The following is a 26,513-nucleotide window of genomic DNA, read 5'->3' as shown; positions in this document are numbered from 1 at the left end:
CTTGGGCTATGATGCCCCTTTAGTTCGCCGAGATAGATGATTCATCATGGAAAACTCCAGCGCCGCCCCTCGTCTTCCCCGCAAGCGTCGCAGCCTTGCCCAGGAATTGGTCACGGTGCTGTCCGAGCAGATCCGCGACGGTCAGCTCAAACGTGGTGATAAATTGCCTACCGAATCGGCGATCATGGATGCCCATGGCGTCAGCCGTACCGTGGTACGTGAAGCCATCTCGAGGCTGCAGGCGGCAGGGCAGGTGGAAACCCGTCACGGCATCGGCACCTTTGTGTTGGATACGCCAAGCCCCAGCGGTTTCCGGATCGACCCGGCCACGGTGGTGACATTACGTGATGTGCTGGCGATTCTGGAACTGCGCATCAGCCTCGAAGTGGAATCCGCCGGCCTGGCAGCCCAACGCCGCAGTGACGAACAGTTGGCGGCCATGCGCGCCGCCCTGGATGCGTTGAACGAAAGCGCTGCCCACGCCGGTGATGCGGTGGCATCGGACTTTCAGTTTCACCTGCAGATTGCCTTGTCCACCGGCAACCGCTATTTCACCGACATCATGACCCACTTGGGCACCAGCATTATCCCGCGCACTCGCTTGAACTCCGCGCGCCTGGCTCATGATGACCAGCAACACTACATGAGCCGCCTGAGCCGCGAACACGAAGAAATCTACGACGCCATTGCCCGTCAGGATTCGGATGCGGCACGAGCGGCGATGCGGTTGCACCTGACCAACAGTCGTGAGCGGTTGCGTCATGCTCATGAAGAGGCAGAGGCGCAGCGGGGCTGAATGCCATGAACGCTTATTGTGGCGAGGGAGCTTGCTCCCGTTGGGCCGCGCAGCGGCCCCAAATCTATTCTCCCGAGTTCTGTTTGAAAGAACCCAGTATTTTTCTTGGGGCTGCTGTGCAGTCCAACGGGAGCAAGCTCCCTCGCCACAGGTTAAGGCTCCAGGCTTAACTCATGTGCTTCAGGTGGGTTGATTTGGCTTGTAGTCCTTGAGCAACAGATACGTGCTCCAACCCCACCAATCGTTGGTCCAGTGCTTGTCATTGAGGTTGTTGACGTCTGTGCGGCGTAGCACTTTGTCACCCTCGGCCTTGAACAGCGGCGAGAAGTTATTGCTCGGGTTGTTCGCGGCATTCAAATCCGGCACATAAAGTGGTGCCTTGAAGTTGGCCGGGGAGGGCGCGATGCCACTGGTAAACGTCTCGAAGATCTCATCTGCCGACGCCTGCACCGCGCGTTTAACCTGGGCCCGATTGGCAGCGTCATTGGTATCGAAATAGCGTTTATCACCGTAGGCGTGCCATTCATCACCCAGGGCATTGCGCACGTTGAGTCCGAACTTGCTGTCTTCGTCGTGCATGAAGCGGCTGATCAGCGACCCCAACTCACCCGGTGTCACCACGGCTGCCAGTTGCTTGCGCGGTACGCGCAGGTGGCCGGCGGAAAACAGGTCGGTCAAAAAGTGATCCGCAAAGCTGTTCATGGCATAAGCCAATTCCAACGCCTGGTCGGTACCACTTTGATGCGCCACGACGGCTTGTTGCAGTGCCGCCGTATGGCCTGCCAAATAAGCTGACAACGCCCATTCGCCGAAATGGTCAGCGTTGTCCGCCGCCAGTTTCAGGTAACGCCCCAGCGGAACCATTGCCGACACGGCACTGCCACCACCGGTAATCCGGTTCCACTCTTCGGACAAAGTATCTCCGAGCGCATCGTAAGCCTCATGGGGCTGCTTGCCGTCCTTGATAGCCTGGTTGACCGCATTGATCTCCTTTTGCATGACCGCCAGGATCTTGCCTGCTTCCTCGCGTGCGGCGGGCAGGACTGCCAGGGAGTTGAAGGCCGCAGTAAACCGTTGCACGCGGTCGGTTGCCGATGCGCCATCGCTGATGGCCTGGCCAGGGATGCCGTAGAAATCACCGCCCAGGGAGATGATCTGGCCGTACCGCAGGGCGAGACCATTGGGCAGATGCAACTCAACTTCTCGGGCGGGGATCGCCGGTGCGTCCTTGGCGAAACGCAGCAGAGTGTCGTCGCCGATGGCGGTGTGTTCGCCACCTTCAAAACGTAGGGACGGATTTTTCGAGCGTGTTACCGATTCAAGTACTGACATGTTAGCTCCTTGCTATGTCGTAGGACTCTTCCTTAATAACTGTATGTATATACAGCTGTCTGGATCATAGAGGAATAAATTCCTACGTCAAGAAGCCCGTTTTAGACGCCGCCAAAACCCGGTCTGCCCGTGAGCCTGATGAATTGCAGTTGACGAATACTTTTATAGTTGTACGATGACGTACGACATTAACAAATAACCATCAGCAATCTCTCAACAGATAGTCTTTGCCCAGGGTGTTCGAATAATGAATCCACAAGAACTGAAGTCCATCCTCTCCTCCGGTCTGCTGTCTTTCCCTGTGACCGATTTCAACGCCCAAGGCGATTTCCATCAGGCGGGTTACATCAAGCGCCTGGAATGGCTGGCCCCTTATGGCGCCACCGCCTTATTTGCCGCCGGCGGCACCGGTGAGTTCTTCTCCCTGGCGGCCAGTGAATATTCCCAGGTGGTGAAAACCGCCGTTGATACCTGTGCCACCAGCGTGCCAATCCTCGCCGGTGTCGGCGGTTCGACCCGCCAGGCCATCGAATACGCCCAAGAAGCCGAGCGCCTTGGCGCCAAGGGCCTGTTGCTGCTGCCGCACTACCTGACCGAAGCCAGCCAGGACGGCGTCGCCGCCCACGTTGAAGCCGTGTGCAAATCGGTAAAAATCGGCGTGGTGGTCTACAACCGCAACGTTTGCCGCCTGACCGCGCCGCTGTTGGAGCGCCTGGCCGAGCGTTGCCCGAACCTGATCGGTTACAAGGACGGCTTGGGTGACATTGAGTTGATGGTGTCGATCCGCCGTCGCCTTGGAGACCGTTTCAGCTACCTGGGTGGCTTGCCGACTGCAGAGGTTTACGCCGCTGCCTACAAGGCTTTGGGCGTACCGGTGTACTCTTCGGCGGTGTTCAACTTCATCCCGAAAACCGCGATGGATTTCTACCACGCCATTGCCCGTGAAGATCACGCCACCGTCGGCAAGATCATCGATGACTTCTTCCTGCCGTACTTGGACATCCGTAACCGCAAGGCCGGTTACGCGGTGAGCATCGTCAAGGCCGGGGCGAAAATTGTCGGGTACGACGCCGGCCCCGTGCGCACGCCGTTGACCGATCTGCTGCCGGAAGAATACGAAGCCCTGGCCGCGCTGATTGACAAGCAAGGCGCGCAATAACCCATCACCAAAGCCGCTGAGCAATCAGCGGCTTTTTGCGTCAGGAGAAGATTCGTGTCCCAAGCCAAACGTTTTGACAACTACATCGGCGGCCAATGGGTCGCTGGCGCCGACTATTCGGCCAATATCAACCCGTCTGAGTTGTCTGATGTCATTGGCGATTACGCCAAGGCTGACCTCGCTCAAGTCCACGCCGCCATCGACGCTGCCCGCGCTGCGTTCCCGGCCTGGTCGACCTCGGGTATCCAGGCGCGTCATGACGCCCTGGACAAAGTCGGCAGTGAAATCCTCGCCCGCCGCGAAGAGCTTGGTACCTTGCTGGCACGGGAGGAGGGCAAGACCCTGCCCGAAGCCATCGGCGAAGTGACTCGCGCCGGTAATATCTTCAAGTTCTTCGCCGGTGAATGCCTGCGTCTGTCCGGCGACTACCTGCCGTCGGTTCGTCCGGGCGTCAATGTCGAAGTCACCCGTGAAGCCCTCGGTGTGGTTGGCCTGATCACCCCGTGGAACTTCCCGATTGCCATCCCGGCCTGGAAAATTGCCCCTGCGTTGGCCTATGGCAATTGCGTAGTGCTCAAACCTGCCGAGTTGGTTCCGGGTTGTGCCTGGGCTCTGGCGGAAATTATTTCCCGCGCCGGTTTCCCCGCCGGTGTGTTCAACCTGGTGATGGGCAGCGGTCGTGTGGTTGGCGATGCCATGGTTAACAGCCCGAAAGTCGACGGCATCAGCTTCACCGGCTCCGTGGGTGTTGGGCGGCAGATCGCTGTCAGTTGCGTGTCGCGTCAAGCCAAAGTGCAGTTGGAAATGGGCGGCAAAAACCCGCAGATCATTCTTGATGATGCCGACCTCAAACAGGCCGTCGAGCTGTCGGTGCAGAGCGCGTTCTATTCCACCGGCCAGCGTTGTACGGCGTCCAGCCGCATGATTGTCACCGCCGGGATTCACGACCAGTTCGTCGCTGCCATGGCTGAACGGATGAAATCGATCAAGGTTGGCCATGCCCTTAAAACCGGCACCGACATTGGCCCGGTGGTGTCTCAGGCGCAGTTGGATCAGGACTTGAAATACATCGACATTGGCCAGAGCGAAGGTGCGCGGCTGGTGAGCGGTGGTGGCCTGGTGACTTGCGACACTGAGGGCTACTACCTGGCGCCGACGCTGTTTGCCGACAGCGAAGCCACCATGCGTATCAGTCGTGAAGAAATCTTCGGCCCGGTGGCCAACGTGGTTCGCGTGGCGGATTACGAGGCTGCGCTGGCGATGGCCAACGACACCGAGTTCGGTTTGTCGGCAGGCATTGCCACCACATCATTGAAGTACGCCAACCACTTCAAGCGCCACTCCCAGGCCGGGATGGTGATGGTCAACCTGCCGACTGCCGGCGTGGATTACCACGTTCCGTTCGGTGGCCGTAAAGGTTCATCCTATGGTTCGCGTGAGCAGGGTCGCTATGCGCAAGAGTTCTACACCGTGGTGAAAACCAGCTACATCGGTTCGTAACAGCAACACCTTTGTAGGCGCTGGCTGATAGGGGCTGCTTTATGTGGGAGCCGGGCTTGCCCGCGATGCAGGTACCTCGGTGTTTCAGGAACACCTGGGTGATGCAATCGCAGGCAAGCCCGGCTCCCACATAACGCAAATCCCGGCAGGTCTGAGCCTCAGCACGCAACATCAAAACGATTACCCGCAAAAAAAATAATTAGTGGGAGTACATCTACATGCAAGCGACCAAGCCGACCCACGTCCGCTATTTGATCCTGCTCATGCTGTTCCTGGTGACCACGATCAACTACGCCGACCGGGCCACCATCGCCATCGCCGGCTCAAGCCTGCAAAAAGACCTCGGCATCGACGCGGTCACCCTCGGTTATATCTTCTCTGCATTCGGTTGGGCCTACGTGGCCGGGCAAATTCCTGGCGGCTGGCTGCTGGACCGTTTTGGCTCGAAGAAAATCTATGCGCTGAGCATCTTTACCTGGTCGCTGTTCACTGTGCTGCAGGGCTATGTCGGTGAATTTGGCCTTTCAACCGCCATCGTCGCGCTGTTCATGCTGCGCTTCCTGGTGGGCCTGGCCGAAGCGCCATCCTTTCCCGGCAATGCGCGGATCGTCGCTGCTTGGTTTCCGACGGCCGAGCGCGGCACAGCGTCGGCGATCTTCAACTCGGCGCAGTACTTCGCCACGGTGCTGTTCGCGCCGTTGATGGGCTGGATCGTCTACACCTTTGGCTGGCAGCACGTGTTTGTCGTCATGGGGGGTATCGGCATTGTGTTCTCGCTGATCTGGCTGAAAGTTATCCACAGCCCGCGCCAGCATCCGATGATCAACGACGCCGAGCTTCAGCACATCGCCGACAACGGTGGCATGGTCGATATGGATCAAGACAAGGGCAAGGGTAAGAAAGTCGATGGACCGAAGTGGGATTACATCCGCCAGTTGCTGACCAACCGCATGATGCTCGGTGTGTACCTGGGCCAGTACTGCATCAACGGCATCACCTATTTCTTCCTGACCTGGTTTCCGGTGTACCTGGTGCAGGAGCGCGGCATGACCATCCTCAAGGCGGGTTTCATTGCGTCATTGCCGGCCATCTGCGGCTTTATCGGTGGCGTGTTGGGCGGGGTGATTTCCGACTACCTGCTGCGCAAAGGGCATTCGCTGACCTTCGCTCGCAAGGCGCCGATCATTGGTGGGCTGCTGATTTCCAGCAGCATCGTGGCGTGCAACTACGTCGACATCGAATGGATGGTGGTGGGCTTCATGGCCTTGGCCTTCTTTGGCAAAGGCGTTGGTGCACTCGGTTGGGCGGTGGTGTCCGACACTTCACCGAAACAAATCGCTGGTTTGAGCGGCGGTTTGTTCAACATGTTCGGCAACATCGCTTCGATCACTACACCGATTGTGATCGGCTACATCATCAGCACCACCGGTTCGTTCAAGTGGGCGCTGGTATTCGTCGGTGCGAATGCCCTGGTGGCGGTGTTCAGCTACTTGGTGATCGTCGGTCCGATCAAGCGCGTGGTGCTCAAGGAACCACCGACCAAAGGCCCTGAGCTGACTAAACTTTCCCAAGCGCATTCCTGAAGGGGCCCGCGTCATGCAGTTGATTGAACATGCCGACTCACCACGCTCCATCCGTTTGCACGAGCGGGATAACGTGGTGATTGTGGTCAACGACCAGGGCGTACCTGCCGGGACCGAATTCCCGGACGGCCTGGTGACGGTGGATTTCATCCCCCAGAGCCACAAGGTCACGCTGGAAGATATTCCCGAAGGCGGGCAGATCGTTCGCTACGGACAGACCATTGGCTATGCCTTGCAACCGATTCCCCGGGGCAGTTGGGTCAAGGAAGATCAACTGCGCATGCCTACCGCGCCGCCTCTGGACAGCTTGCCGCTGTCCACAGAGGTGCCCGAGGCTCAGGCACCGTTGGAGGGCTTCACCTTCGAGGGTTACCGCAATGCCGACGGCACCGTCGGCACGCGCAATATTCTGGGCATCACCACCACCGTGCAATGTGTGACCGGGGTGCTGGACCATGCGGTCCAGCGCATCAAGAACGAGTTGTTGCCCAAGTACCCGAACGTCGACGACGTGGTGGCGCTGACCCACAGCTACGGCTGCGGGGTGGCGATTACTGCTACCGACGCCTACATCCCGATCCGCACGGTGCGCAACCTGGCACGCAACCCGAATCTGGGTGGCGAGGCGTTGGTCATCAGCCTGGGCTGCGAGAAATTGCAGGCTGGGCAGGTGATGCATGACAACGACAGCTCTGTGGATCTGAGTGAACCCTGGCTGTATCGCCTTCAGGATTCCAGCCACGGGTTTGCCGAGATGATCGAACAGATCATGGGTCTGGCAGAAACCCGACTGAAGAAGCTCGACCTGCGGCGGCGCGAAACCGTACCCGCCTCGGAGCTGATCCTGGGCATGCAATGCGGCGGTAGCGATGCGTTTTCCGGTATCACCGCCAACCCGGCGTTGGGTTATGCGTCAGACCTGTTGTTGCGGGCGGGCGCGACGGTGATGTTTTCCGAAGTGACTGAAGTCCGTGACGCCATCTACCTGCTGACTGCTCGCGCGCAGAGCAAGGAAGTGGCTCAGGAACTGGTACGGGAAATGGACTGGTACGACCGCTACCTGGCCAAGGGCGAGGCTGACCGCAGCGCCAATACCACGCCGGGGAACAAGAAGGGCGGGTTGTCGAACATAGTTGAGAAATCCCTGGGCTCCATCGTCAAGTCGGGTAGCAGCGCGATCAATGGCGTACTCGGCCCGGGTGAGCGGTTCAAGCACAAGGGCCTGATCTTCTGCGCCACGCCCGCCAGTGATTTTGTCTGCGGTACTTTGCAGTTGGCAGCGGGGATGAACCTGCATGTATTCACCACTGGTCGCGGCACGCCCTATGGGTTGGCGATGGCGCCGGTGGTGAAGGTCTCGACACGGACCGAACTGGCTCAGCGCTGGCCGGATTTGATCGACATCGATGCGGGGCGAATTGCGACGGGGCGGGCGACGATTGAGGAGCTGGGCTGGGAGTTGTTCCACTTCTATCTGGACGTGGCCAGCGGCAAGAAGCAGACCTGGGCTGAGCGGCACAAACTGCACAATGACATCACGTTGTTCAATCCGGCGCCGATCACCTGAACATTGTGGGGCATGCTTTTGTGGCGAGGGGGCTTGTCCCCCGTTGGGCTGCGAAGCGGCCCTAAACCAGCTAACGGGTTTTGCCTGAAGGAATGCTTCGATCTTATTGGGGCTGCTGCGCAGCCCAACGGGGGACAAGCCCCCTCGCTACAAAAGCCATCTCCTTGTTCGAGGTGTTCGACCAGACGAGCCTGCCCCTGCTGGCTTATCATTGCCACTTACCGACGCTCACCCAAGGTTCCCCCCGGCATGCTGGCAATCTTCCTCGCGACCCTGAACATCACTGCGCCAGTGTTCGCCATGCTGTTTCTCGGTGTGCTGCTCAAACGCATCAACTGGATCAACGACAACTTCATCCACATCGCGTCGGCCCTGGTGTTCAACGTCACCATGCCGGCGTTGCTGTTTCTCGGAATTATTCATGCGGACTTGCACTCGGCGCTCAAGCCGGCGCTGCTGATCTATTTTTCCGTCGCCACCTTGCTGAGCTTTGCCCTGGCCTGGGGTTGGGCGATCTGGCGCTGCCCACGGGAAGACCGTGGTATCTACGCCCAGGGCGCATTTCGAGGTAACAACGGGGTGATCGGCCTGGCACTGGCGGCCAGCATGTATGGCGATTATGGGATTTCCCTCGGGGCGATTCTCGCAGCGCTGGTGATCCTGTTCTACAACACGCTGTCGACCATTGTGCTGGCGGTGTACAGCCCGGTGATTAAGTCCGATCCGTGGAGCATCTTCAAAAGTGTGATCAGCAACCCGCTGATCATCAGCGTGATTGCCGCGACGCCCTTCGCTTATTTCCAGATTGGCTTGCCCAACTGGCTGCAAGCTTCGGGGCAGTACCTGGCGGACATGACCTTGCCCCTGGCCTTGATCTGCATTGGCGGGACATTGTCATTGGCGGCCTTGCGCAAGAGCGGCGACATGGCGTTGAGCGCCAGCCTGGTGAAGATGATTGGCTTGCCGGTGCTGGCGACTCTCGGTGCCTGGTTGTGCGGGTTCCGTGGGCCGGAGTTGGGGATTCTGTTTCTGTATTTCGGGGCTCCGACGGCGGCAGCCAGTTTCGTCATGGCCCGCGCGGCGCAAGGCAATCATGAACTGGCGGCGGCGATTATCGTGATCACCACGCTGATGGCGGCAGTGACCACGAATATCGGAATCTTTGTGTTGCAGGCGGGTGGCTGGGTGTAGGAGCGAGCTTGCTCGCGAAAGGCGTTAACGATAACGCGTGTGTCCTGGATGAACACGGTGCCCTAAGGTTTTTCGCGAGCAAGCTCGTTCCTACAGGGGGCTTTTCTGGTAGCTGTCGATGACTTCCTGTGCGGCGCGGAATGCATCAATGGCTGCTGGCACGCCGGCATACACCGCGCAATGCAGCAGCGCCTCGCGAATTTCCTCCACAGTGCAGCCGTTGTTCAACGCACCTCGCACGTGCCCTTTGAGCTCTTGCGGGCACTTGAGCGCAGTCAAGGCGGCGAGGGTGATCAGGCTTCGGGTTTTCAGCGGCAAGCCGTCACGATTCCAGACGCTGCCCCAAGCATGCTCATTGACGAAATCCTGCAGCGGCTGGGTGAACTCGGTGGCATTCCCCAAGGCGCGATCGACGAACATATCGCCCATGACCTGGCGACGCATTTCAACCCCGGGCTTTTTTTGATCGGTCATTGCGATTCCCTCTTGTGTTGGCGGCGCCAGGCTCGCAGCGAGGTGAACAACAGGAAAGCCACCAGCGCTGGCAGGACGTAATACAGCATCAGTTGTTCCAGCCTGTTGGCCAGGGGCATACCGGTGGTGAACGAAATCACATGCAGCCCGTAGGCCAGGTATAGCCCCAGAAACAGCAAGCCTTCGGCCCGGGTGATCCGGTAACCGGAATAAAACACCGGCAGGCACAAGACCGCGACGCCGAGCATCACCGGCAGGTCGAAGTCCAGGGCATTGGGCGATACCGACAGCGGCGAAGGCGCCACCAGGGCGGTAAAACCCAGGACGCCCAACAGGTTGAACAGATTGCTGCCGATCACATTACCCACGGCAATCTCACGTTCCCCTCGCAGAGCGGCGATCAGTGAGGTTGCCAGGCAAGGTAGCGAGGTGCTGACACCGACGATGGTCAGGCCGATAACCCGCTCGGACAGGCCCAGATCACTGGCCACTTCTACCGCCGCCCCCAGCAACAGGTGCCCGGCAAACACCAGCAACAGCAGGCCGGCAATCATGCAGAGCACGCTGCTCAGCCATGGCGCCTGCACCACTGTGTCACGGGTGCGAGGGCGACGGGAATGGCGCGTCTGGTATAGCAGCAAGCCAAGATAAGCCACCAGTGCGGTCAGCAAGAGCAGGCCATCCACCGGGGTTAGTATTTCGTTGGCGGAGAGTGCGAACACCAGCAGGCTGGCGAGGATCATCACCGGGATATCCAGGCGCACCAGTTGGCGTGAGACCCGTAACGGAATGATCAACGCCGACAGGCCGAGGGTGACGAGGATATTGAAGATACTGCTACCGATTACGCTGCCCACGGCGATGTCGGTGTTGTCCGTCAGGGTGGCTTGCAGGCTGACGGCCATCTGCGGCGCGCTGCTGCCAAAGGCGACGATGCTCAAGCCGATGATAAGTGGTCGCACCTTGAGGCTGGCAGCCAGGCGGATGGCAGCGCGCACCAGCACTTCGGCACCGAGAATCAGCAACACCAGGCCACTGATCAGCTCGATCAGACTGAAGGGCGATAGGGCGGTTAATCCGAAAATGGTCAGGGCTCCCGTCGGTCAATTGCTCAGGGCTTGCACACGAACGCGCGCGGTCCCGCTGCGCAGCATACCCAATTGCTCGGCGGCCTTGCGCGAAAGATCGATCAGGCGTCCACGGGTGTGGGGGCCACGGTCATTGATACGGACCACGACGCTTTTGTCGTTATTGAGGTTGGTGACTTTGACCCGCGTACCAAAGGGCAGGCGGCGATGAGCGGCGGTCAGGCCGTTCTGATTGAAGGCTTCACCGCTGGCGGTACGTTTGCCGTGGTGTTTGGCGCCGTAGTAGGACGCAGTGCCGGTTTCGTCGTAGCCGTTGGGGTCAATGAGCCCGCTGGCGCAGCCGGTTAGCAAGGAGAACAGGGCCAGGAGGCCGAGTAGACGCTTCATTAAAGGTGTCCCCGAAATTAATGCAGGAACCCGCTCATGTGGGAGCCGGGCTTGCCCGCGATGCAAGCGCCTCGGTCTTTCAGACGCACCGAGGTGATGCTATCGCAGGCAAGCCAGCTCCCACACAGGCGGGTTCCTGCAGAGAGACAACCGCTATCAGCCTTCGAGTTTGCTTTTCAGCAATTCGTTGACCTGTTGCGGGTTGGCTTTGCCTTTGGAGGCCTTCATGGCCTGGCCGACAAAGAAGCCGAACATCTTGCCGCGCTTGGCTTCATCCGCCGCTCGGTATTGTTCGACCTGTTCGGCATTGGCCGCGAGCATCTCGTCGAGCACCGCCGAAATGGCGCCGCTGTCAGTGACTTGCTTAAGGCCGCGCTTCTCGATGATCTCATCGCTGCTGCCTTCGCCTGCGGCCATGGCTTCAAACACGGTCTTGGCGATCTTGCCGGAGATGGTGTTGTCCTTGATCCGCAGCAACATGCCGCCCAACTGCTCGGCCGACACGGGTGCCTCGTCGATTTCCAGGCCCTGTTTGTTCAACAGGCTGCCCAGTTCGACCATGACCCAGTTGGCCGCCAGTTTGGCGTCGCCGGCGATGCTCACGACTTTTTCGAAGTAGTCGGCTTGCTCGCGGCTCGAGGCCAAAACGCTGGCGTCGTAGACCGACAGGCCGAACTGTTCCTGGAAACGTTCGCGTTTTTGCGGTGGCAATTCCGGCAGGGTGGCGCGGATTTCAGTGAGAAACGAATCCTCGATGACCACCGGCAACAGGTCCGGATCGGGGAAGTAACGGTAGTCGTTGGCTTCCTCCTTGCTGCGCATGGCGCGGGTTTCGTCTTTGTTCGGGTCGTACAGGCGCGTTTGCTGGATCACCTTGCCGCCGTCTTCGATCAGTTCGATCTGGCGACGCACTTCGGTGTTGATCGCCTTCTCGATGAAACGAAACGAGTTGACGTTCTTGATCTCACAGCGGGTGCCGTACTCGACCTGGCCTTTTGGCCGGATCGACACGTTGCAGTCACAACGCAGAGAACCTTCGGCCATGTTGCCGTCGCAGATGCCCAGGTAACGCACCAGCGCGTGGATCGTCTTGACGTAAGCCACCGCTTCCTTGGCGCTGCGCATGTCCGGCTCGGACACGATTTCCAGCAGCGGGGTGCCGGCGCGGTTCAGGTCGATGCCGGTGGCACCGTTGAATTCTTCATGCAGGCTCTTGCCGGCATCTTCTTCCAAGTGCGCACGGGTAACGCCGACACGTTTGATGGTGCCGTCTTCCAGTGGGATATCCAGGTAGCCCTTGCCGACAATCGGCAATTCCATCTGGCTGATCTGGTAACCCTTGGGCAGGTCCGGGTAGAAGTAGTTCTTGCGGGCGAACACGTTGTGTTGGCCGATCTCGGCGTCAATCGCCAGGCCGAACATCACCGCCATGCGCACTGCTTCCTGGTTCAGCACCGGCAATACACCGGGCATGCCCAGGTCAACCAGGCTGGCCTGAGTGTTGGGCTCGGAGCCGAACGTGGTGGCGCTACCGGAGAAAATCTTCGATTGGGTGGCGAGCTGGGTATGAATCTCCAGCCCGATCACAACTTCCCATTGCATAGTGTTCTCCTCAGAAGCCGGTAGGGGTGCGAGTGTGCCAGTCAGTGTTCAACTGGTACTGGTGCGCCACATTGAGCAGGCGGCCTTCCTGGAAATACGGAGCGAGCAGTTGCACGCCAACCGGCAGACCATCGACGAAACCGGCCGGCATGGACAAGCCCGGCAGACCCGCGAGGTTGGCGGTGATGGTGTACAGGTCTTCCAGGTACTCGGCGATCGGGTCGCCGGTCTTGGCGCCAATCTTCCAGGCCGGGTTCGGCGTGGTTGGGCCGAGGATGACGTCGACTTCATTAAAGGCAGCCATGAAGTCGTTCTTGATCAGGCGACGGATTTTTTGCGCCTTGAGGTAGTACGCATCGTAGTAACCGGCCGACAGAGCGTAGGCACCGACCATGATCCGACGTTGCACTTCCGCGCCGAAGCCTTCGCCACGGGAACGCTTATAAAGGTCGGTCAGGTCTTTCGGGTCTTCACAACGGTAGCCGAAGCGCACGCCGTCGAACCGCGACAGGTTGGAGGAAGCTTCTGCCGGGGCGATCACGTAGTAGGCCGGAATCGCGTGCTGGTTGTTCGGCAGGCTGATTTCCTTGATCACCGCGCCGAGCTTTTCCAGCTCCTTGACGCTGTTGTGCACCAGTTCAGCAATACGCGGGTCGAGGCCGGCGCTGAAGTACTCTTTTGGCACACCAATGCGCAGGCCTTTGAGCGAGGTGTTGAGGCTGGCGCTGTAATCCGGCACCGGCTCATCAATGCTGGTGGAGTCTTGTGGATCGAAGCCTGCCATGCCTTGTAACAATATTGCGCAGTCTTCAGCCGTGCGCGCCAAAGGGCCGCCCTGATCGAGACTGGAGGCGTAGGCAATCATGCCCCAACGGGAAACACGACCGTACGTCGGTTTCAAACCGGTGAGGTTGGTGAAGGCGGCTGGTTGGCGGATCGAGCCGCCGGTGTCAGTCGCGGTGGCGGCTGGCAGGAAGCGCGCGGCAACGGCAGCGGCCGAACCACCGGACGAACCACCTGGCACGTGCGCAAGGTTCCACGGGTTTTTCACCGCGCCGTAGTAGCTCGACTCGTTGGCCGAGCCCATGGCGAACTCGTCCATGTTGGTCTTGCCCAGGGTCACGGCGCCGGCAGCGGCCAGCTTGGCGACCACGGTGGCGTCATAAGGCGCTTTGAAGTTGTCGAGCATCTTCGAGCCGCAACTGGTGCGAATGCCCTGGGTGCAGAACAGGTCCTTGTGGGCAATCGGCGCACCCAACAGGGCGCCGTTCTCACCGTTGGCGCGGCGGGCGTCGGCGGCCTTGGCCTGGCTCAGGGCCAGTTCTTCGGTGAGACTGATGAAGCTGTTGACCTTGGGATCCAGCTCGGCAATACGTGCCAGCAGGGTCTTGGTCAGCTCTTCGGAAGAAAACTTTTTATCGGCGAGACCGCGGGCGATCTCGGCCAGAGTCAATTGATGCATTGCAGGCTCTTTCCCTTTAGTCGATGACTTTCGGAACCAGGTACAGGCCGTTTTCGACCGCTGGTGCGATGGACTGGTAGGCCTCGCGATGATTGCGTTCGGTCACGACGTCCGCGCGCAGGCGCTGGCTGGCTTCCAGTGGGTGAGCCAGGGGCTCGATGCCGTCGGTATTCACGGCCTGCATTTGGTCGACCAGCCCGAGAATGCTGTTCAGGGCTGCGGTGGTCTGTGGAAGATCGGCTTCATTGAGGCCAAGGCAGGCCAAATGAGCGATTTTTTCCACGTCGGAGCGTTCAAGCGCCATGGGATTCTCCAGTGGAAAACAGAACGGAAGCTATCCGTGTGTTAGATTGTCGGAACACTACCGCATTTCTACGGTCATAAGGCCGCGATTGTGGGGGTTGGTGCACAGAAAGTCGGTCAATTTAACATATTGGCGCCTTGCCCAAAATCCCTGTCGTTGTTAGAGTTTGCCGCACTTTTTTACCCACGCGTTGCCTAGGGTCCCTTTCCCATGTTCAAGAAACTGCGTGGCATGTTTTCCAGCGATCTTTCCATCGACCTGGGCACTGCCAACACCCTTATTTACGTGCGCGAGCGCGGTATCGTCCTGAATGAGCCATCGGTTGTGGCTATTCGGACCCATGGTAATCAGAAAAGTGTCGTTGCCGTTGGCACCGAGGCCAAACGCATGCTTGGCCGAACGCCGGGCAACATTGCTGCCATTCGTCCGATGAAGGATGGTGTGATTGCCGACTTCAGCGTCTGCGAGAAGATGCTGCAGTACTTTATCAACAAGGTTCACGAAAACAGTTTTCTGCAGCCCAGCCCTCGTGTGCTGATCTGCGTTCCGTGCAAGTCCACCCAGGTGGAGCGTCGTGCCATCCGTGAATCGGCCCTTGGTGCCGGTGCCCGTGAAGTGTTCCTGATCGAAGAGCCAATGGCTGCTGCGATCGGTGCCGGCCTGCCGGTTGAAGAAGCGCGCGGTTCGATGGTGGTGGATATCGGTGGTGGTACCACTGAAATCGCCCTGATTTCCCTGAACGGTGTGGTGTATGCCGAATCCGTGCGTGTAGGCGGCGACCGCTTCGACGAAGCGATCATCACTTATGTGCGTCGTAACTACGGCAGCCTGATCGGCGAATCTACCGCCGAGCGCATCAAGCAGGAAATCGGTACTGCTTACCCAGGCGGCGAAGTTCGCGAAGTTGATGTTCGCGGTCGCAACCTGGCCGAAGGCGTTCCGCGTGCCTTCACTCTGAACTCCAATGAAGTGCTGGAAGCTCTGCAAGAGTCCCTGGCCACCATCGTTCAGGCTGTGAAAAGCGCCCTGGAGCAATCGCCGCCGGAACTGGCTTCCGATATCGCCGAGCGTGGCCTGGTACTGACCGGTGGTGGCGCCTTGCTGCGCGACCTCGACAAGTTGCTGGCCCAGGAAACCGGTCTGCCGGTGATCGTCGCCGAAGACCCGCTGACCTGCGTTGCTCGTGGCGGTGGTCGTGCACTGGAAATGATGGATAAACACACTATGGACCTGCTTTCCAGCGAATAAGATTTTGCTGGTTCGTCCATGTTTCGCTCACAGGCAGCACTTTGCAGTGCTGCCTGTTGGCGTTTATCTTCTTCAATCTGCATCCAGGCCGGTTTGATGCCGTATGAATAAAGAAAACATTTGCCTGGGAGGAGCGGCTTATTAAACCGCTTTTCGCCAAAGGCCCCTCATTGGGCGTGCGCCTGTTGGTGCTGGTCGTGCTATCGGTCGCGCTGATGGTGGTCGATGCCCGCTTCACACTGCTCAAGCCAGTGCGTAGCCAGATGTCGCTGGTACTGATGCAGTCCTACTGGATCACTGACCTGCCGCAACGGCTATGGCAAGGTGTGGCCAGCCAGTTTGGCAGCCGTACCGAGCTGGTCGCCGAAAACGAAAAACTCAAGACCGAAAACCTGCTGCTGCAGGGGCGCATGCAAAAGCTGGCGGCCCTCACTGAGCAGAACGTTCGGCTGCGCGAGTTGCTCAATTCTTCCGCGTTGGTCAACGAGAAGGTCGAAGTGGCCGAGTTGATTGGCATGGACCCCAACCCCTTCACCCACCGCATCATCATCAACAAGGGTGAGCGCGATGGCGTGGTCCTGGGCCAGCCGGTGCTCGATGCCCGCGGCCTGATGGGCCAGGTGGTGGAGTTGATGCCGTATACCTCCCGCGTCCTGTTGCTCACCGACACCACCCACAGCATTCCGGTGCAGGTCAACCGCAACGGTTTGCGGGCGATTGCCAGCGGTACTGGCAATCCTGAACGCCTGGAACTACGCCATGTAGCGGACACTGCTGATATCAAGGAAGGCGACCTGTTGGTCAGTTCTGGCCTGGGTCAACGGTTCCCGGCGGGTTACCCGGTGGCGACGGTCAAGGAAGTGATCCACGATTCCGGCCAGCCATTCGCCATCGTCCGTGCTGTGCCGACCGCCGCCTTGAACCGTAGCCGTTACCTGCTGCTGGTGTTCAGCGATAACCGCACTCCGGAAGAGCGCGCCAACGAAGCCGCCCAGGCCCAGGAAGCGGAAGACAAGCAAAACGGCACCACGCCAATTATTCCGGCAACCGTGCCCAAACCGGTTCCAGCCGTTGCACCTGTTGCGGTACCGGCAGCGCCTGTCGCGCCGGTGGCCACACCCGTCAAGCCCATTGCCCACAGTGCACGCCCCGCCAAGCCTGTGACTCCTGCTGCCGCCAAGCCACCTGCAGCAGCGCCTGCCGCCACTAAACCACCGGTGGCGGCCCCGGCAACCACTCGGCAGAGGGAGGAATAATGGCCGGTACCCATTCGCGTAATGGCTGGATCGTCTGGCTGACCTTCGCCATTGGCTTGCTGCTCAGCGTTTCGCCGTTGCCGCAGTTCATGGAGATACTGCGCCCGCTGTGGCTGGCGTTGTTGCTGGCGTTCTGGTCCCTGACGCTGCCCCACAAGGTCGGCATGGTCACCGCGATGTGCCTGGGGTTGGCTGAGGATGTGCTGTACGGCACCTTGCTCGGTCAGAATGCGTTGATCCTGACGTTGATTACCTTTCTGGTACTGTCGCTGCAGCAGCGTTTACGCATGTTCCCGATGTGGCAGCAGTGTCTGGTGATCCTAGTGATATTCGGCCTGGCTCAGTTGGTACAGCTGTGGCTCAGTGCCTTGACCGGTAATCGCCAGCCGACACTGGCGCTGGTTCTGCCGGCACTGGTCAGTGCGTTACTGTGGCCCTGGATCAGCTTTGGCCTGCGTGGGTTGCGTCGCCGCTACAAAATCAATTGAATGGATCTCGAGGCTCTGCCTGGTTATCAAACCCCACAGGGAGAGTCTGGAATGAATTTGCTTTATCTGGCCTCCGGATCCCCCCGGCGGCGTGAGCTGCTGACCCAGATCGGCGTGCCTTTCACCGTGGTCGGCGCTGCCATTGATGAAACTCCCCTGACAGATGAATCTGCGGTGTCCTACGTCGAACGCCTTGCCCGTGGCAAGGCGGCGGCGGGGCGTGCAGCGTTGTCGGATACTTCGGAGGCCTGTGTACTGGGCGCCGACACCGCCGTGATCCTCGACGGCCAGATCCTCGGCAAGCCGCTGGATCAGGCCGACGCCCTGGCCATGTTGCTGGCCCTTTCTGATCGTGAACATGAAGTCCTTACTGCCATCGCACTGCTTGACGGCCAGCGTTGCGAAACGCGGCTGGTGAGCAGTCGCGTGCGGTTTCGCAAGATATCGGCAGACGAAGCCACCACTTACTGGCACAGCGGCGAACCCCAAGACAAGGCGGGCGGCTATGCTATCCAAGGGCTGGGCGCGGTGTTTGTAGCCGGGCTCAATGGCAGCTACTCCGCCGTTGTCGGCCTGCCTGTGTGCGAAACCGCGGAACTGCTGGGCCAATTCGGCATACCCTGTTGGCAAAACCTTACCGTGCGCTAAACGCCGTATTTCAGCGCCAAGCCTTAAGCGATCGGTCACTATTGTGAAAACGCCTGAACGAGACCCAGCCATGAGTGAAGAGATTCTGATCAATATCACGCCGATGGAATCACGCGTGGCGGTGGTAGAAAACGGTGTTTTGCAAGAAGTGCATGTCGAGCGCACCCAGAAGCGCGGGATCGTCGGCAATATCTATAAAGGCAAGGTAGTGCGGGTATTGCCGGGCATGCAGGCGGCGTTTGTCGACATCGGTCTGGACCGCGCCGCGTTTATCCATGCCTCGGAAATCTCCCTGCGCGAAGGCCCGGCCGTCGAAAGCATCAGTGCTCTGGTGCACGAAGGGCAAAGCCTGGTGGTGCAAGTCACCAAGGACCCGATTGGCTCCAAGGGCGCGCGGCTGACGACCCAGTTGTCGATTCCTTCCCGCTACCTGGTGTACATGCCGCGTACGGCTCACGTTGGCATTTCCCTGAAGATCGAAGACGAAGCCGAACGTGAGCGCCTGAAAAAGGTAGTCAGCGATTGCGTGGCCCTTGAGGGCATCAAGGAGGCTGGTGGTTTCATCTTGCGCACCGCGGCCGAAGGCGCAGGGGCGGATGAAATCCTCATGGACATCCGCTACCTGCGACGCTTGTGGGATCAGATCGACGCGCAGATCAAAACCATTAGCGCACCGAGCGTTATCTATGAAGACCTGGGTTTGGCCCTGCGCACATTGCGCGACCTGGTCAGCCCCAAAATCGAGAAAATTCGCATCGACTCGCGGGAAACCTTCCAGCGCACCACGCAATTTGTTGCCGAGCTGATGCCGGAAATTGCCGACCGCCTGGAACATTACCCTGGTGAGCGCCCGATCTTCGACCTGTATGGCGTCGAGGACGAAATCCAGAAGGCCCTGGAGCGCAAAGTGCCGCTCAAGTCTGGCGGCTACCTGGTGGTAGACCCGGCGGAAGCGATGAGCACCATCGACGTCAACACGGGGGCCTTTGTCGGCCATCGCAACCTCGAAGAAACCATCTTCAAGACCAACCTCGAGGCCGCCACAGCGATTGCCCGTCAACTGCGTCTGCGCAATCTGGGCGGGATCATCATCATCGACTTCATCGACATGGAGGATGAAGAGCACCAACGCCAGGTGTTGCGCACCCTCGAGAAGCAGTTGGAGCGCGACCACGCCAAGACCAACATTATCGGGATCACCGAGTTGGGCCTGGTGCAGATGACCCGCAAGCGCACCCGCGAAAGTCTCGAGCAAGTGTTGTGCGAGCCCTGCAGCAGTTGCCAGGGCCGTGGAAAGCTGAAGACCCCGGAAACGGTGTGCTACGAAATTTTCCGGGAAATTCTCCGAGAGGCCCGCGCCTATCAGGCCGAAGGCTATAGGGTGCTGGCCAATCAAAAAGTGGTCGACCGACTGCTGGATGAAGAGTCAGGCAATGTGGCAGAGCTGGAAGGGTTCATTGGCCGCACGATTCGCTTCCAGGTTGAAACCATGTATTCACAGGAACAATACGACGTGGTGCTGCTCTGATTCGCGTATGTTTTTTCCAACGAGACGGGCAGGCCTTGATCTGCCGTCCGATTACCGTCTTGAGGGTCGCCTGACATGGAGCGTCTGATACGCTTTTTTGCCGCATTGACCCGCTGGGGCCTTGGCCTGTGTGCCTTGCTGCTGGTTCTGGCTGCGGTCTACGTCAGCCTGGGCCGTGAGTTGACGCCGTTGGTGGCGGAATACCGGGGCGAAATCGAAGCCAAGGCGCGGGCCGCTTTGGATATGCCCTTGAGCATTGGCAGCCTGGAAGGGCGCTGGAGTGGCTTTGCGCCGGTGTTGCTGGCTCACGATGTGATGGTCGGAGAAGGCAGCAGTGCGCTGCGCCTGGACCAGGTGCAAGTGGTGCCGGATGTCTGGGCCAGCCTGCTGGCGTGGGACGTGCGTATTGCGCACCTGGAGGTCAGTGGCTTGCAGGTCAGCGCCAAAGAGGACAAGGACGGCCATTGGGCGCTGCAAGGCTTGCCGGTGCAGGATGACCAACCGCTGGATCCGCAGCAGCTGTTCACACGCATGCAAACGGTATCGGAGCTGTCGCTGCTCGATAGCCAAGTGACCTTGCAGCCGTTCGGCCAGGCGCCAGTCACCCTTACTTATGTCGGCGTGAACCTGCAAACCGGTGCCTCTCGTCAACGCCTCGATGCGCGGTTGACCTTGCCGGATGGCCAGCCCCTGGCACTGAACCTGCGCACCCGGATCAGGGCCGACCAGTGGAAGTACGCAGAGGTTCAGGCTTACCTGAGCCTGCCCCAGAGTGACTGGGCTCGCTGGATCCCGGCAAAACTGACCCAGCAATGGAAGCTCAGTGAACTCAAGGCCGGTGGCGAGTTCTGGCTGAACTGGGGCCAAGGCACGGTGCAAAGCGCTGTCGTGCGCCTCAATGCCCCGCAACTGCGCGTCAGCTATGCCGACCGCAGGCCGGCGCATATCGAGAACCTGGCACTGACTGCCTATGTGCAGCGTAATGACGGTGGTCTCAAGGTGCTCTTCGACTCCTTGGCGATGAACCTGGGGGAGACTCGTTGGGAGTCGCGCCTGCAATTGCAGCAGACGTTGGTCACGGGCGATGCTCAGGAAGTCTGGAACCTGCAGGCGGATCGTCTGGACCTGACGCCCATCACGCCTTTGCTCAATGCCCTGGCACCCCTGCCGGAAGGCGTTGCCACGGCGGTCGAACACCTGAAGGCGACCGGGACCTTGCGCAATGTAATGGCGGATTATCGTCCCCAGGACACCACTGACCAGAAAGTGAGTTTTGCCGCCAACCTCGATCGGATCGGCTTCGACGCCTATTTCGGCGCGCCGGCAGCTCGCAATGTCAGCGGCAGCATCAGCGGCGATTTGGGTCATGGCGAACTACGCATGGACAGCAAGGATTTTTCACTGCACCTGTTCCCGATTTTCGCTAAGCCCTGGCAGTACATCCAGGCCAACGCACGACTGACCTGGAAGCTGGATAAAGAAGGCTTCACCCTGATCGCGCCGTACATCAAGGTACTTGGAGAAGAGGGCAAGGTCGCTGCCGACTTCCTGATTCGCCTGCATTTTGACCATAGCCAGGAAGACTACATGGACCTGCGAGTCGGCATGGTCGATGGCGATGGACGTTTTACTTCCAAATACCTGCCGGCGGTCTTGAGCCCGGCGTTGGACGAATGGCTGCGTACGGCGGTTCTCAAGGGTGCTGTGGATCAAGGTTTCTTCCAGTATCAGGGGTCGCTGAACCACGACGCACCGACGGCTGCGCGCAATATCAGCCTGTTTTTCAAGGTGCACGACGCCGAGTTGGCGTTCCAGCCAGGCTGGCCGCATGTCAGCAAGGTTGCGGGTGAAGTGTTTGTCGAAGAGACCGGCGTGCGCATCCTGGCCAGCAAGGGCCAGTTGCTCGACACCAAGGTCAAGGACATCTACGTCAATATCCCTCACGCGCCCAGCGGGCAGGACAGTCATCTGTTGCTGACCGGTGGCTTTGCCGGCGGCTTGGGCGACGGTCTTAAAATTCTTCAGGAAGCGCCGATTGGTACGGCATCGACGTTTGCCGGCTGGAAAGGCGAGGGCGATTTGCAAGGGAGTCTGGACCTGGATGTTCCTTTGGCCAAGAACACTGAGCCAAAGATCGTAGTGGACTTCAAGACTGATAAGGCACGGCTACAGTTGGCCGAGCCCGCGCTGGACTTGAGTCAGCTCAAGGGTGACTTCCGCTTCGACAGTGCCAAGGGCCTCAGCGGTCAGAAGATCAGCGCCCAGGCGTTTGACCGGCCGATCACGGCGCAGATTTTTGCCGATGGCAAACCTGGCAATCTCAACACCCGGGTCACGGCCAAGGGGCAGGTGGCGGTCAAGAAGCTGACTGACTGGCTCAAGGTCAGCCAGCCATTGCCGGTCTCAGGCGATATCCCTTACCAACTTCAATTGAACCTGGACGGCGCCGACAGTCAGTTGATGGTCAGCTCTAACCTCAAGGGCGTGGTGGTTGATCTGCCGGCACCGTTCGGCATGCCCGCCAGCCAGGGGCGCGACACCGTGTTCCGTATGACCTTGCAGGGCAAGGAACGGCGTTACTGGTTTGATTATGGCGAGCTGGCCAACTTTACCTTTGCCGCCCCGGCGGACAATTTCGCCGACGGTCGCGGTGAACTGTTTCTGGGTGACGGCGATGCGCTGCTGCCAAGCGCCAAAGGTTTGCGCATTCGCGGCGTATTGTCAGAGCTGGATATCGACCCTTGGAAAAAGCTGGCGGATCGTTATGCCAGCAATGACCCGGGCGGCAGTGCCAAGCAACTGTTGAGCGGTGCGAACTTCAAGGTCGACAAGCTGACCGGTTTTGGCACTCAGTTCGATCAGGTAACGTTGCTGTTGGATCGCAAGCCCGCAGCCTGGGCTTTGCAACTCGACAGCCAGCAAGCCAAAGGCACTGTGGGGTTGCCGGATGCCAAAGGCGCACCGATTGCGGTCAACTTGCAGTACGTGAAGTTGCCGGCGGTCGACCCGTCGGTGCAGGCCGATGAAAATGCGCCAGATCCGCTGGCAGATGTGGATCCCAAGCAGATCCCGGCACTGGATATCGCCATTGATCAATTGTTCCAGGGGCCAGACTTGATTGGTGCCTGGTCGCTGAAGGTGCGGCCGACGGCCAAGGGCATGGCTTTCAATAGCCTCGACCTGGGTCTCAAGGGCATGCAATTGAAAGGTGCCGGTGGCTGGGAAGGTGCGCCGGGCGCCAGCAGCAGCTGGTACAAAGGGCGCCTGGACGGCAAGAACATTGCTGATGTGCTCAAGGGCTGGGGTTTTGCCCCGACCGTGACCAGCGAGGATTTCCACCTGGATGTGGACGGACGCTGGCCGGGTTCGCCGGCCTGGGTCGGGCCCAAGCGCTTCTCCGGCAGCCTGGACGCCAGTTTCCGCAAAGGCCAGTTCGTTGAAGTGGAAGGTGGGGCCCAGGCCCTGCGGGTGTTTGGTCTGCTGAACTTCAACTCCATTGGCCGACGCCTGCGTCTGGACTTTTCCGACTTGCTCGGCAAGGGTTTGAGTTATGACCGGGTCAAGGGGTTGCTGGCGGCCAGTAACGGCGTGTTTGTCACCCGTGAGCCAATCACCATGACCGGGCCATCCACCAATCTGGAGATTAACGGTACCCTGGACCTGGTGGCTGATCGGGTCGATGCCAAGCTGCTGGTGACCTTGCCGGTGACCAACAACCTGCCGATTGCGGCACTGATTGTTGGGGCGCCGGCTATTGGTGGGGCATTGTTTCTGATCGACAAGCTGATTGGTGACCGGGTTTCTCGTTTCGCCAGCGTGCAATACACGGTGCAAGGCCCTTGGAAGGACCCGAAAATCACCTTCGACAAGCCATTTGAAAAGTCACGATAAGGTTCTGTAGCCGCTGCCGAGGCACGAGGCTGCGATGCGGTCCGCAGGACCGCCCTTATAGTGTCATGGTCTATCCGTCTCGAATACCGGAGCCCGTCATGTCCATCGCAGTCATTCAAATGGTCAGCCAAAGCGACGTGCTGGCCAACCTGGCCCAGGCACGTCGTCTGCTTGAACAGGCCGCCGCCGGCGGTGCTCGGCTGGCGGTCCTGCCGGAGAACTTCGCCGCCATGGGCCGTCGTGACGTCGCCGATATCGGCCGTGCCGAGGCCTTGGGCGAAGGCCCGATCCTGCCCTGGTTGAAACAGACCGCCCGCGACCTCACCTTATGGATAGTAGCCGGCACTTTGCCGTTGCCGCCCGAGGGGCAGTCGACGGCCAAGTCCAATGCCTGCTCGTTGTTGATCAATGAACACGGTGAAATCGTCGCCCGTTACGACAAGCTGCATTTGTTTGATGTCGACGTGGCTGATGCCCGGGGTCGTTATCGGGAATCCGATGACTATGCTTACGGTAGCCAGGTGGTGGTGGCGGATACCCCCGTGGGCCGTTTGGGGCTGACGGTTTGTTACGACTTGCGTTTCCCGGAGCTGTACAGCGAATTGCGTGCTGCCGGGGCTGAATTGATTACCGCACCGTCCGCGTTTACGGCGGTGACCGGGGCTGCACATTGGGACGTGTTGATTCGTGCCAGGGCCATCGAAACCCAGTGCTACTTGCTGGCGGCCGCTCAAGGCGGCGTGCATCCGGGGCCACGGGAAACTTTCGGCCACGCGGCGATTGTCGACCCCTGGGGGCGAGTGCTGACACAACAGGATCAAGGCGAAGCGGTGTTGCTGGCCGAACGCGATAGCAGTGAACAGGCGTCGATACGGGCGCGCATGCCGGTGGTGAACCATCGGCGTTTTTTCTCGCAGGGCGCGCAGCGACCTGCTTCAGAACGATGAATTTAAGGCCAAACCTATGAGCGAGTTGTTGTCCTCAGTCAGTGAACACCTCCTGGCGCCCGGTGGCGTGACCATTGAAAGCTTGCAAACCGTGCTGGGCGATTTGGCCGGGCCGGGTATCGACGCCGCCGATTTGTACTTCCAGGGGCAGATCTCCGAGTCCTGGGCCCTGGAGGACGGCATCGTCAAGGAAGGCAGTTTCAACCTGGACCAAGGGGTGGGTGTGCGGGCGCAATCCGGTGAAAAAACCGGTTTTGCCTACAGCAATGCCATCACCCTCGAGGCGCTGGGTTTGGCCGCCCGAGCGGCTCGTTCGATCTCCCGTGCCGGGCAAAACGGTACGGTGCAGGCGTTCAGCACTCAGGATGTGGCCCAGTTGTATGCGCCGGATAACCCACTGGAAGTGATCAGCCGTGCCGAAAAGGTCGAGCTGCTCAAGCGTGTGGATGCGGCAACCCGCGCCCTGGACCCACGTATCCAGCAAGTCACCGTGAGTATGGCCGGCGTCTGGGAGCGAATCCTGGTGGCCTCCACTGACGGCGGCCTGGCAGCGGACGTGCGGCCATTGGTGCGCTTTAACGTCAGCGTGATCGTTGAGCAAAACGGCCGTCGCGAGCGCGGCGGCCATGGCGGTGGCGGGCGTACCGATTACTGTTATTTCCTGACTGAAGACCGCGCCATGGGCTATGCCCGTGAGGCACTGCGCCAGGCATTGGTCAACCTGGAAGCGATTCCGGCCCCGGCGGGTACCTTGCCGGTGGTGTTGGGCTCGGGTTGGTCCGGGGTTCTGCTGCATGAGGCGGTGGGCCACGGCCTGGAAGGCGACTTCAACCGCAAGGGCAGTTCGGCTTACAGCGGTCGCATGGGCGAAATGGTTGCCTCAAAACTCTGCACCATTGTCGATGACGGCACGTTGGCCGGGCGTCGTGGCTCGTTGAGCGTCGATGACGAAGGCACGCCTACCGAATGCACGACCCTGATCGAAAACGGTGTGCTCAAGGGCTACATGCAAGACAAACTCAACGCCCGCCTGATGGGCGTGGCCCGTACCGGCAACGGTCGTCGTGAGTCTTACGCGCACCTGCCAATGCCGCGTATGACTAACACTTACATGCTGGGTGGTGAAAGTGATCCCGCCGAAATCATCGCGTCGGTGAAACGCGGTATCTACTGCGCCAACCTCGGCGGCGGGCAGGTAGACATCACCAGTGGCAAGTTCGTGTTTTCCACCAGCGAGGCGTATTTGATCGAAGACGGCAAGATTACCGCGCCGGTCAAAGGGGCAACACTGATCGGTAACGGCCCGGAAGCCATGAGCAAGGTGTCGATGGTCGGTAACGACCTGGCGCTGGACAGTGGTGTGGGGACGTGCGGGAAAGATGGACAGTCGGTACCGGTGGGTGTCGGCCAGCCAACCTTGAAAATTGATGCGATCACCGTGGGTGGCACGGGGTCGTAAGAACGGGAGCTTCGGGTGGCGAAGGCCGCCACCCGGGGAAGAGGATCAGCGCAGGCCGCGTTGAGTCTCGTCCAGCTCACGGATGTACTTGAACATTTTACGGCTGGTGGCCGGTGGCTTGTTCTGCGCCAGTTCGTGCTGGGCCTGACGGATCAGGGAGCGCAGTTGCTGGCGGTCGGCATCCGGGTAGTCCAGGACGAACTTCTCCAGAACGGCGTCGTCGCCCGCGATCAAGCGGTCACGCCAGCGTTCCAGATTGTGAAACCGTTCGTTGTACTGGCGCGTGGAGGCATCCATTTGATCGAGCAACGTCAGAATGGCGTCAGTGTCCTGATCGCGCATCAACTTGCCGATAAACATGATGTGCCGTTTACGCGCGATATTCGCGGTGTGCTTGGGCGCATCGGCCAAGGCCCGGCGCATAGCGTCGGTCAAGGGCAGTTTTGCCAGCAAGTCAGGCTTGAGCGTTGTAAGGCGCTCGCCGAGGTCAACCAGAGCATGCAGCTCGCGTTTGACCTGGGTTTTGCTTTTCTCCCCATCGAGGGAGTCGTCGTAAGAATCAACCATGGTGGCAGTCCGCAAAGAAACGCCGCCATGATAACC

22 protein-coding genes are annotated in these 26,513 nt (G+C 59.7%); 14 read left to right on the top strand and 8 right to left on the bottom strand.

The features are described from left to right. Positions 1 to 46: 46 nt before the first annotated feature. Positions 47 to 796 carry a FadR/GntR family transcriptional regulator gene (locus HKK55_RS20640; RefSeq protein ID WP_169356360.1) on the top strand — a complete coding sequence of 250 codons (750 nt, stop codon included), beginning with the start codon at positions 47 to 49 and terminating at the stop codon, positions 794 to 796. A gap of 180 nt (positions 797 to 976) precedes the next feature. On the opposite strand, the gene HKK55_RS20635 is transcribed toward HKK55_RS20640, so the two are convergent. Continuing rightward, positions 977 to 2,128 carry a phospholipase gene (locus tag HKK55_RS20635; RefSeq protein ID WP_169356359.1) on the bottom strand — a complete coding sequence of 384 codons (1,152 nt, stop codon included), beginning with the start codon at positions 2,126 to 2,128 and terminating at the stop codon, positions 977 to 979. A gap of 247 nt (positions 2,129 to 2,375) precedes the next feature. On the opposite strand from HKK55_RS20635, the gene kdgD reads away from it, so the two are divergent. From kdgD to HKK55_RS20610, 5 genes are all read left to right on the top strand, one after another. Further along, on the top strand, positions 2,376 to 3,287 hold the full coding sequence (gene kdgD / locus HKK55_RS20630; protein ID WP_155583521.1) for a 5-dehydro-4-deoxyglucarate dehydratase: 912 nt from the start codon (positions 2,376 to 2,378) through the stop codon (positions 3,285 to 3,287). Positions 3,288 to 3,341: 54 nt separating this feature from the next. Beyond that, positions 3,342 to 4,787: an aldehyde dehydrogenase family protein gene (locus HKK55_RS20625; RefSeq protein ID WP_169356358.1), complete on the top strand. Its 1,446-nt coding sequence runs from the start codon at positions 3,342 to 3,344 to the stop codon at positions 4,785 to 4,787. Positions 4,788 to 5,005: 218 nt separating this feature from the next. Further along, positions 5,006 to 6,370, top strand: coding sequence for an MFS transporter (locus HKK55_RS20620; protein WP_169356357.1), 1,365 nt, complete (start codon positions 5,006 to 5,008; stop codon positions 6,368 to 6,370). Between the two features lie 13 nt (positions 6,371 to 6,383). Next, entirely contained in the window at positions 6,384 to 7,937 is a 1,554-nt protein-coding gene (garD, locus tag HKK55_RS20615) for a galactarate dehydratase (protein WP_169356356.1), read from the top strand. 249 nt (positions 7,938 to 8,186) lie between these two features. Continuing rightward, entirely contained in the window at positions 8,187 to 9,128 is a 942-nt protein-coding gene (locus HKK55_RS20610) for an AEC family transporter (protein ID WP_169356355.1), read from the top strand. 90 nt (positions 9,129 to 9,218) lie between these two features. On the opposite strand, the gene HKK55_RS20605 is transcribed toward HKK55_RS20610, so the two are convergent. From HKK55_RS20605 to gatC, 6 genes are all read right to left on the bottom strand, one after another. Continuing rightward, positions 9,219 to 9,602, bottom strand: a complete 384-nt coding sequence (locus HKK55_RS20605) for a carboxymuconolactone decarboxylase family protein (RefSeq protein ID WP_169356354.1) — start codon at positions 9,600 to 9,602, stop codon at positions 9,219 to 9,221. Next, entirely contained in the window at positions 9,599 to 10,645 is a 1,047-nt protein-coding gene (locus HKK55_RS20600) for a calcium/sodium antiporter (protein WP_178128890.1), read from the bottom strand. Before HKK55_RS20600 ends, HKK55_RS20605 begins: the two co-directional genes overlap by 4 nt. Before the next feature lie 60 nt (positions 10,646 to 10,705). Then, on the bottom strand, positions 10,706 to 11,077 hold the full coding sequence (locus HKK55_RS20595) for a septal ring lytic transglycosylase RlpA family protein (protein WP_155583515.1): 372 nt from the start codon (positions 11,075 to 11,077) through the stop codon (positions 10,706 to 10,708). A gap of 156 nt (positions 11,078 to 11,233) precedes the next feature. After that, entirely contained in the window at positions 11,234 to 12,679 is a 1,446-nt protein-coding gene (gatB, locus tag HKK55_RS20590; protein ID WP_169356353.1) for an Asp-tRNA(Asn)/Glu-tRNA(Gln) amidotransferase subunit GatB, read from the bottom strand. 10 nt (positions 12,680 to 12,689) lie between these two features. Next, positions 12,690 to 14,141: an Asp-tRNA(Asn)/Glu-tRNA(Gln) amidotransferase subunit GatA gene (gatA, locus tag HKK55_RS20585; RefSeq protein ID WP_169356352.1), complete on the bottom strand. Its 1,452-nt coding sequence runs from the start codon at positions 14,139 to 14,141 to the stop codon at positions 12,690 to 12,692. 16 nt (positions 14,142 to 14,157) lie between these two features. Further along, positions 14,158 to 14,445 carry an Asp-tRNA(Asn)/Glu-tRNA(Gln) amidotransferase subunit GatC gene (gene gatC, locus HKK55_RS20580; protein WP_032860102.1) on the bottom strand — a complete coding sequence of 96 codons (288 nt, stop codon included), beginning with the start codon at positions 14,443 to 14,445 and terminating at the stop codon, positions 14,158 to 14,160. Positions 14,446 to 14,655: 210 nt separating this feature from the next. Here gatC and mreB point away from each other — a divergent pair, with 210 nt between their 5' ends. From mreB to tldD, 8 genes are all read left to right on the top strand, one after another. After that, positions 14,656 to 15,693, top strand: a complete 1,038-nt coding sequence (mreB, locus tag HKK55_RS20575) for a rod shape-determining protein MreB (RefSeq protein ID WP_002555108.1) — start codon at positions 14,656 to 14,658, stop codon at positions 15,691 to 15,693. 140 nt (positions 15,694 to 15,833) lie between these two features. Further along, on the top strand, positions 15,834 to 16,949 hold the full coding sequence (gene mreC, locus HKK55_RS20570; RefSeq protein WP_169357912.1) for a rod shape-determining protein MreC: 1,116 nt from the start codon (positions 15,834 to 15,836) through the stop codon (positions 16,947 to 16,949). Then, positions 16,949 to 17,437, top strand: coding sequence for a rod shape-determining protein MreD (mreD, locus tag HKK55_RS20565; protein ID WP_155583511.1), 489 nt, complete (start codon positions 16,949 to 16,951; stop codon positions 17,435 to 17,437). Before mreC ends, mreD begins: the two co-directional genes overlap by 1 nt. 51 nt (positions 17,438 to 17,488) lie before the next feature. Then, complete coding sequence (locus tag HKK55_RS20560; protein WP_169356351.1) at positions 17,489 to 18,085, top strand: nucleoside triphosphate pyrophosphatase; 597 nt, start codon at positions 17,489 to 17,491, stop codon at positions 18,083 to 18,085. Between the two features lie 70 nt (positions 18,086 to 18,155). Next, positions 18,156 to 19,613, top strand: coding sequence for a ribonuclease G (gene rng, locus HKK55_RS20555; RefSeq protein ID WP_169356350.1), 1,458 nt, complete (start codon positions 18,156 to 18,158; stop codon positions 19,611 to 19,613). A 75-nt stretch (positions 19,614 to 19,688) separates the two neighbouring features. Then, positions 19,689 to 23,504, top strand: a complete 3,816-nt coding sequence (locus HKK55_RS20550) for a YhdP family protein (protein WP_169356349.1) — start codon at positions 19,689 to 19,691, stop codon at positions 23,502 to 23,504. Positions 23,505 to 23,602: 98 nt separating this feature from the next. Then, the gene (locus HKK55_RS20545) at positions 23,603 to 24,451 is read left to right on the top strand and encodes a carbon-nitrogen hydrolase family protein (RefSeq protein WP_169356348.1); all 849 of its coding nucleotides are present in this window, start codon (positions 23,603 to 23,605) and stop codon (positions 24,449 to 24,451) included. A gap of 16 nt (positions 24,452 to 24,467) precedes the next feature. After that, entirely contained in the window at positions 24,468 to 25,910 is a 1,443-nt protein-coding gene (tldD, locus tag HKK55_RS20540) for a metalloprotease TldD (RefSeq protein WP_169356347.1), read from the top strand. A 45-nt stretch (positions 25,911 to 25,955) separates the two neighbouring features. Here tldD and yjgA read toward each other — a convergent pair whose 3' ends face one another. Continuing rightward, positions 25,956 to 26,477, bottom strand: a complete 522-nt coding sequence (gene yjgA, locus HKK55_RS20535; protein WP_169356346.1) for a ribosome biogenesis factor YjgA — start codon at positions 26,475 to 26,477, stop codon at positions 25,956 to 25,958. Positions 26,478 to 26,513: the final 36 nt, after the last annotated feature.

Source organism: Pseudomonas sp. ADAK18 (genome assembly GCF_012935695.1).
GTDB lineage: Bacteria > Pseudomonadota > Gammaproteobacteria > Pseudomonadales > Pseudomonadaceae > Aquipseudomonas.
This window is presented reverse-complemented; position numbering and strand designations above follow the sequence as displayed.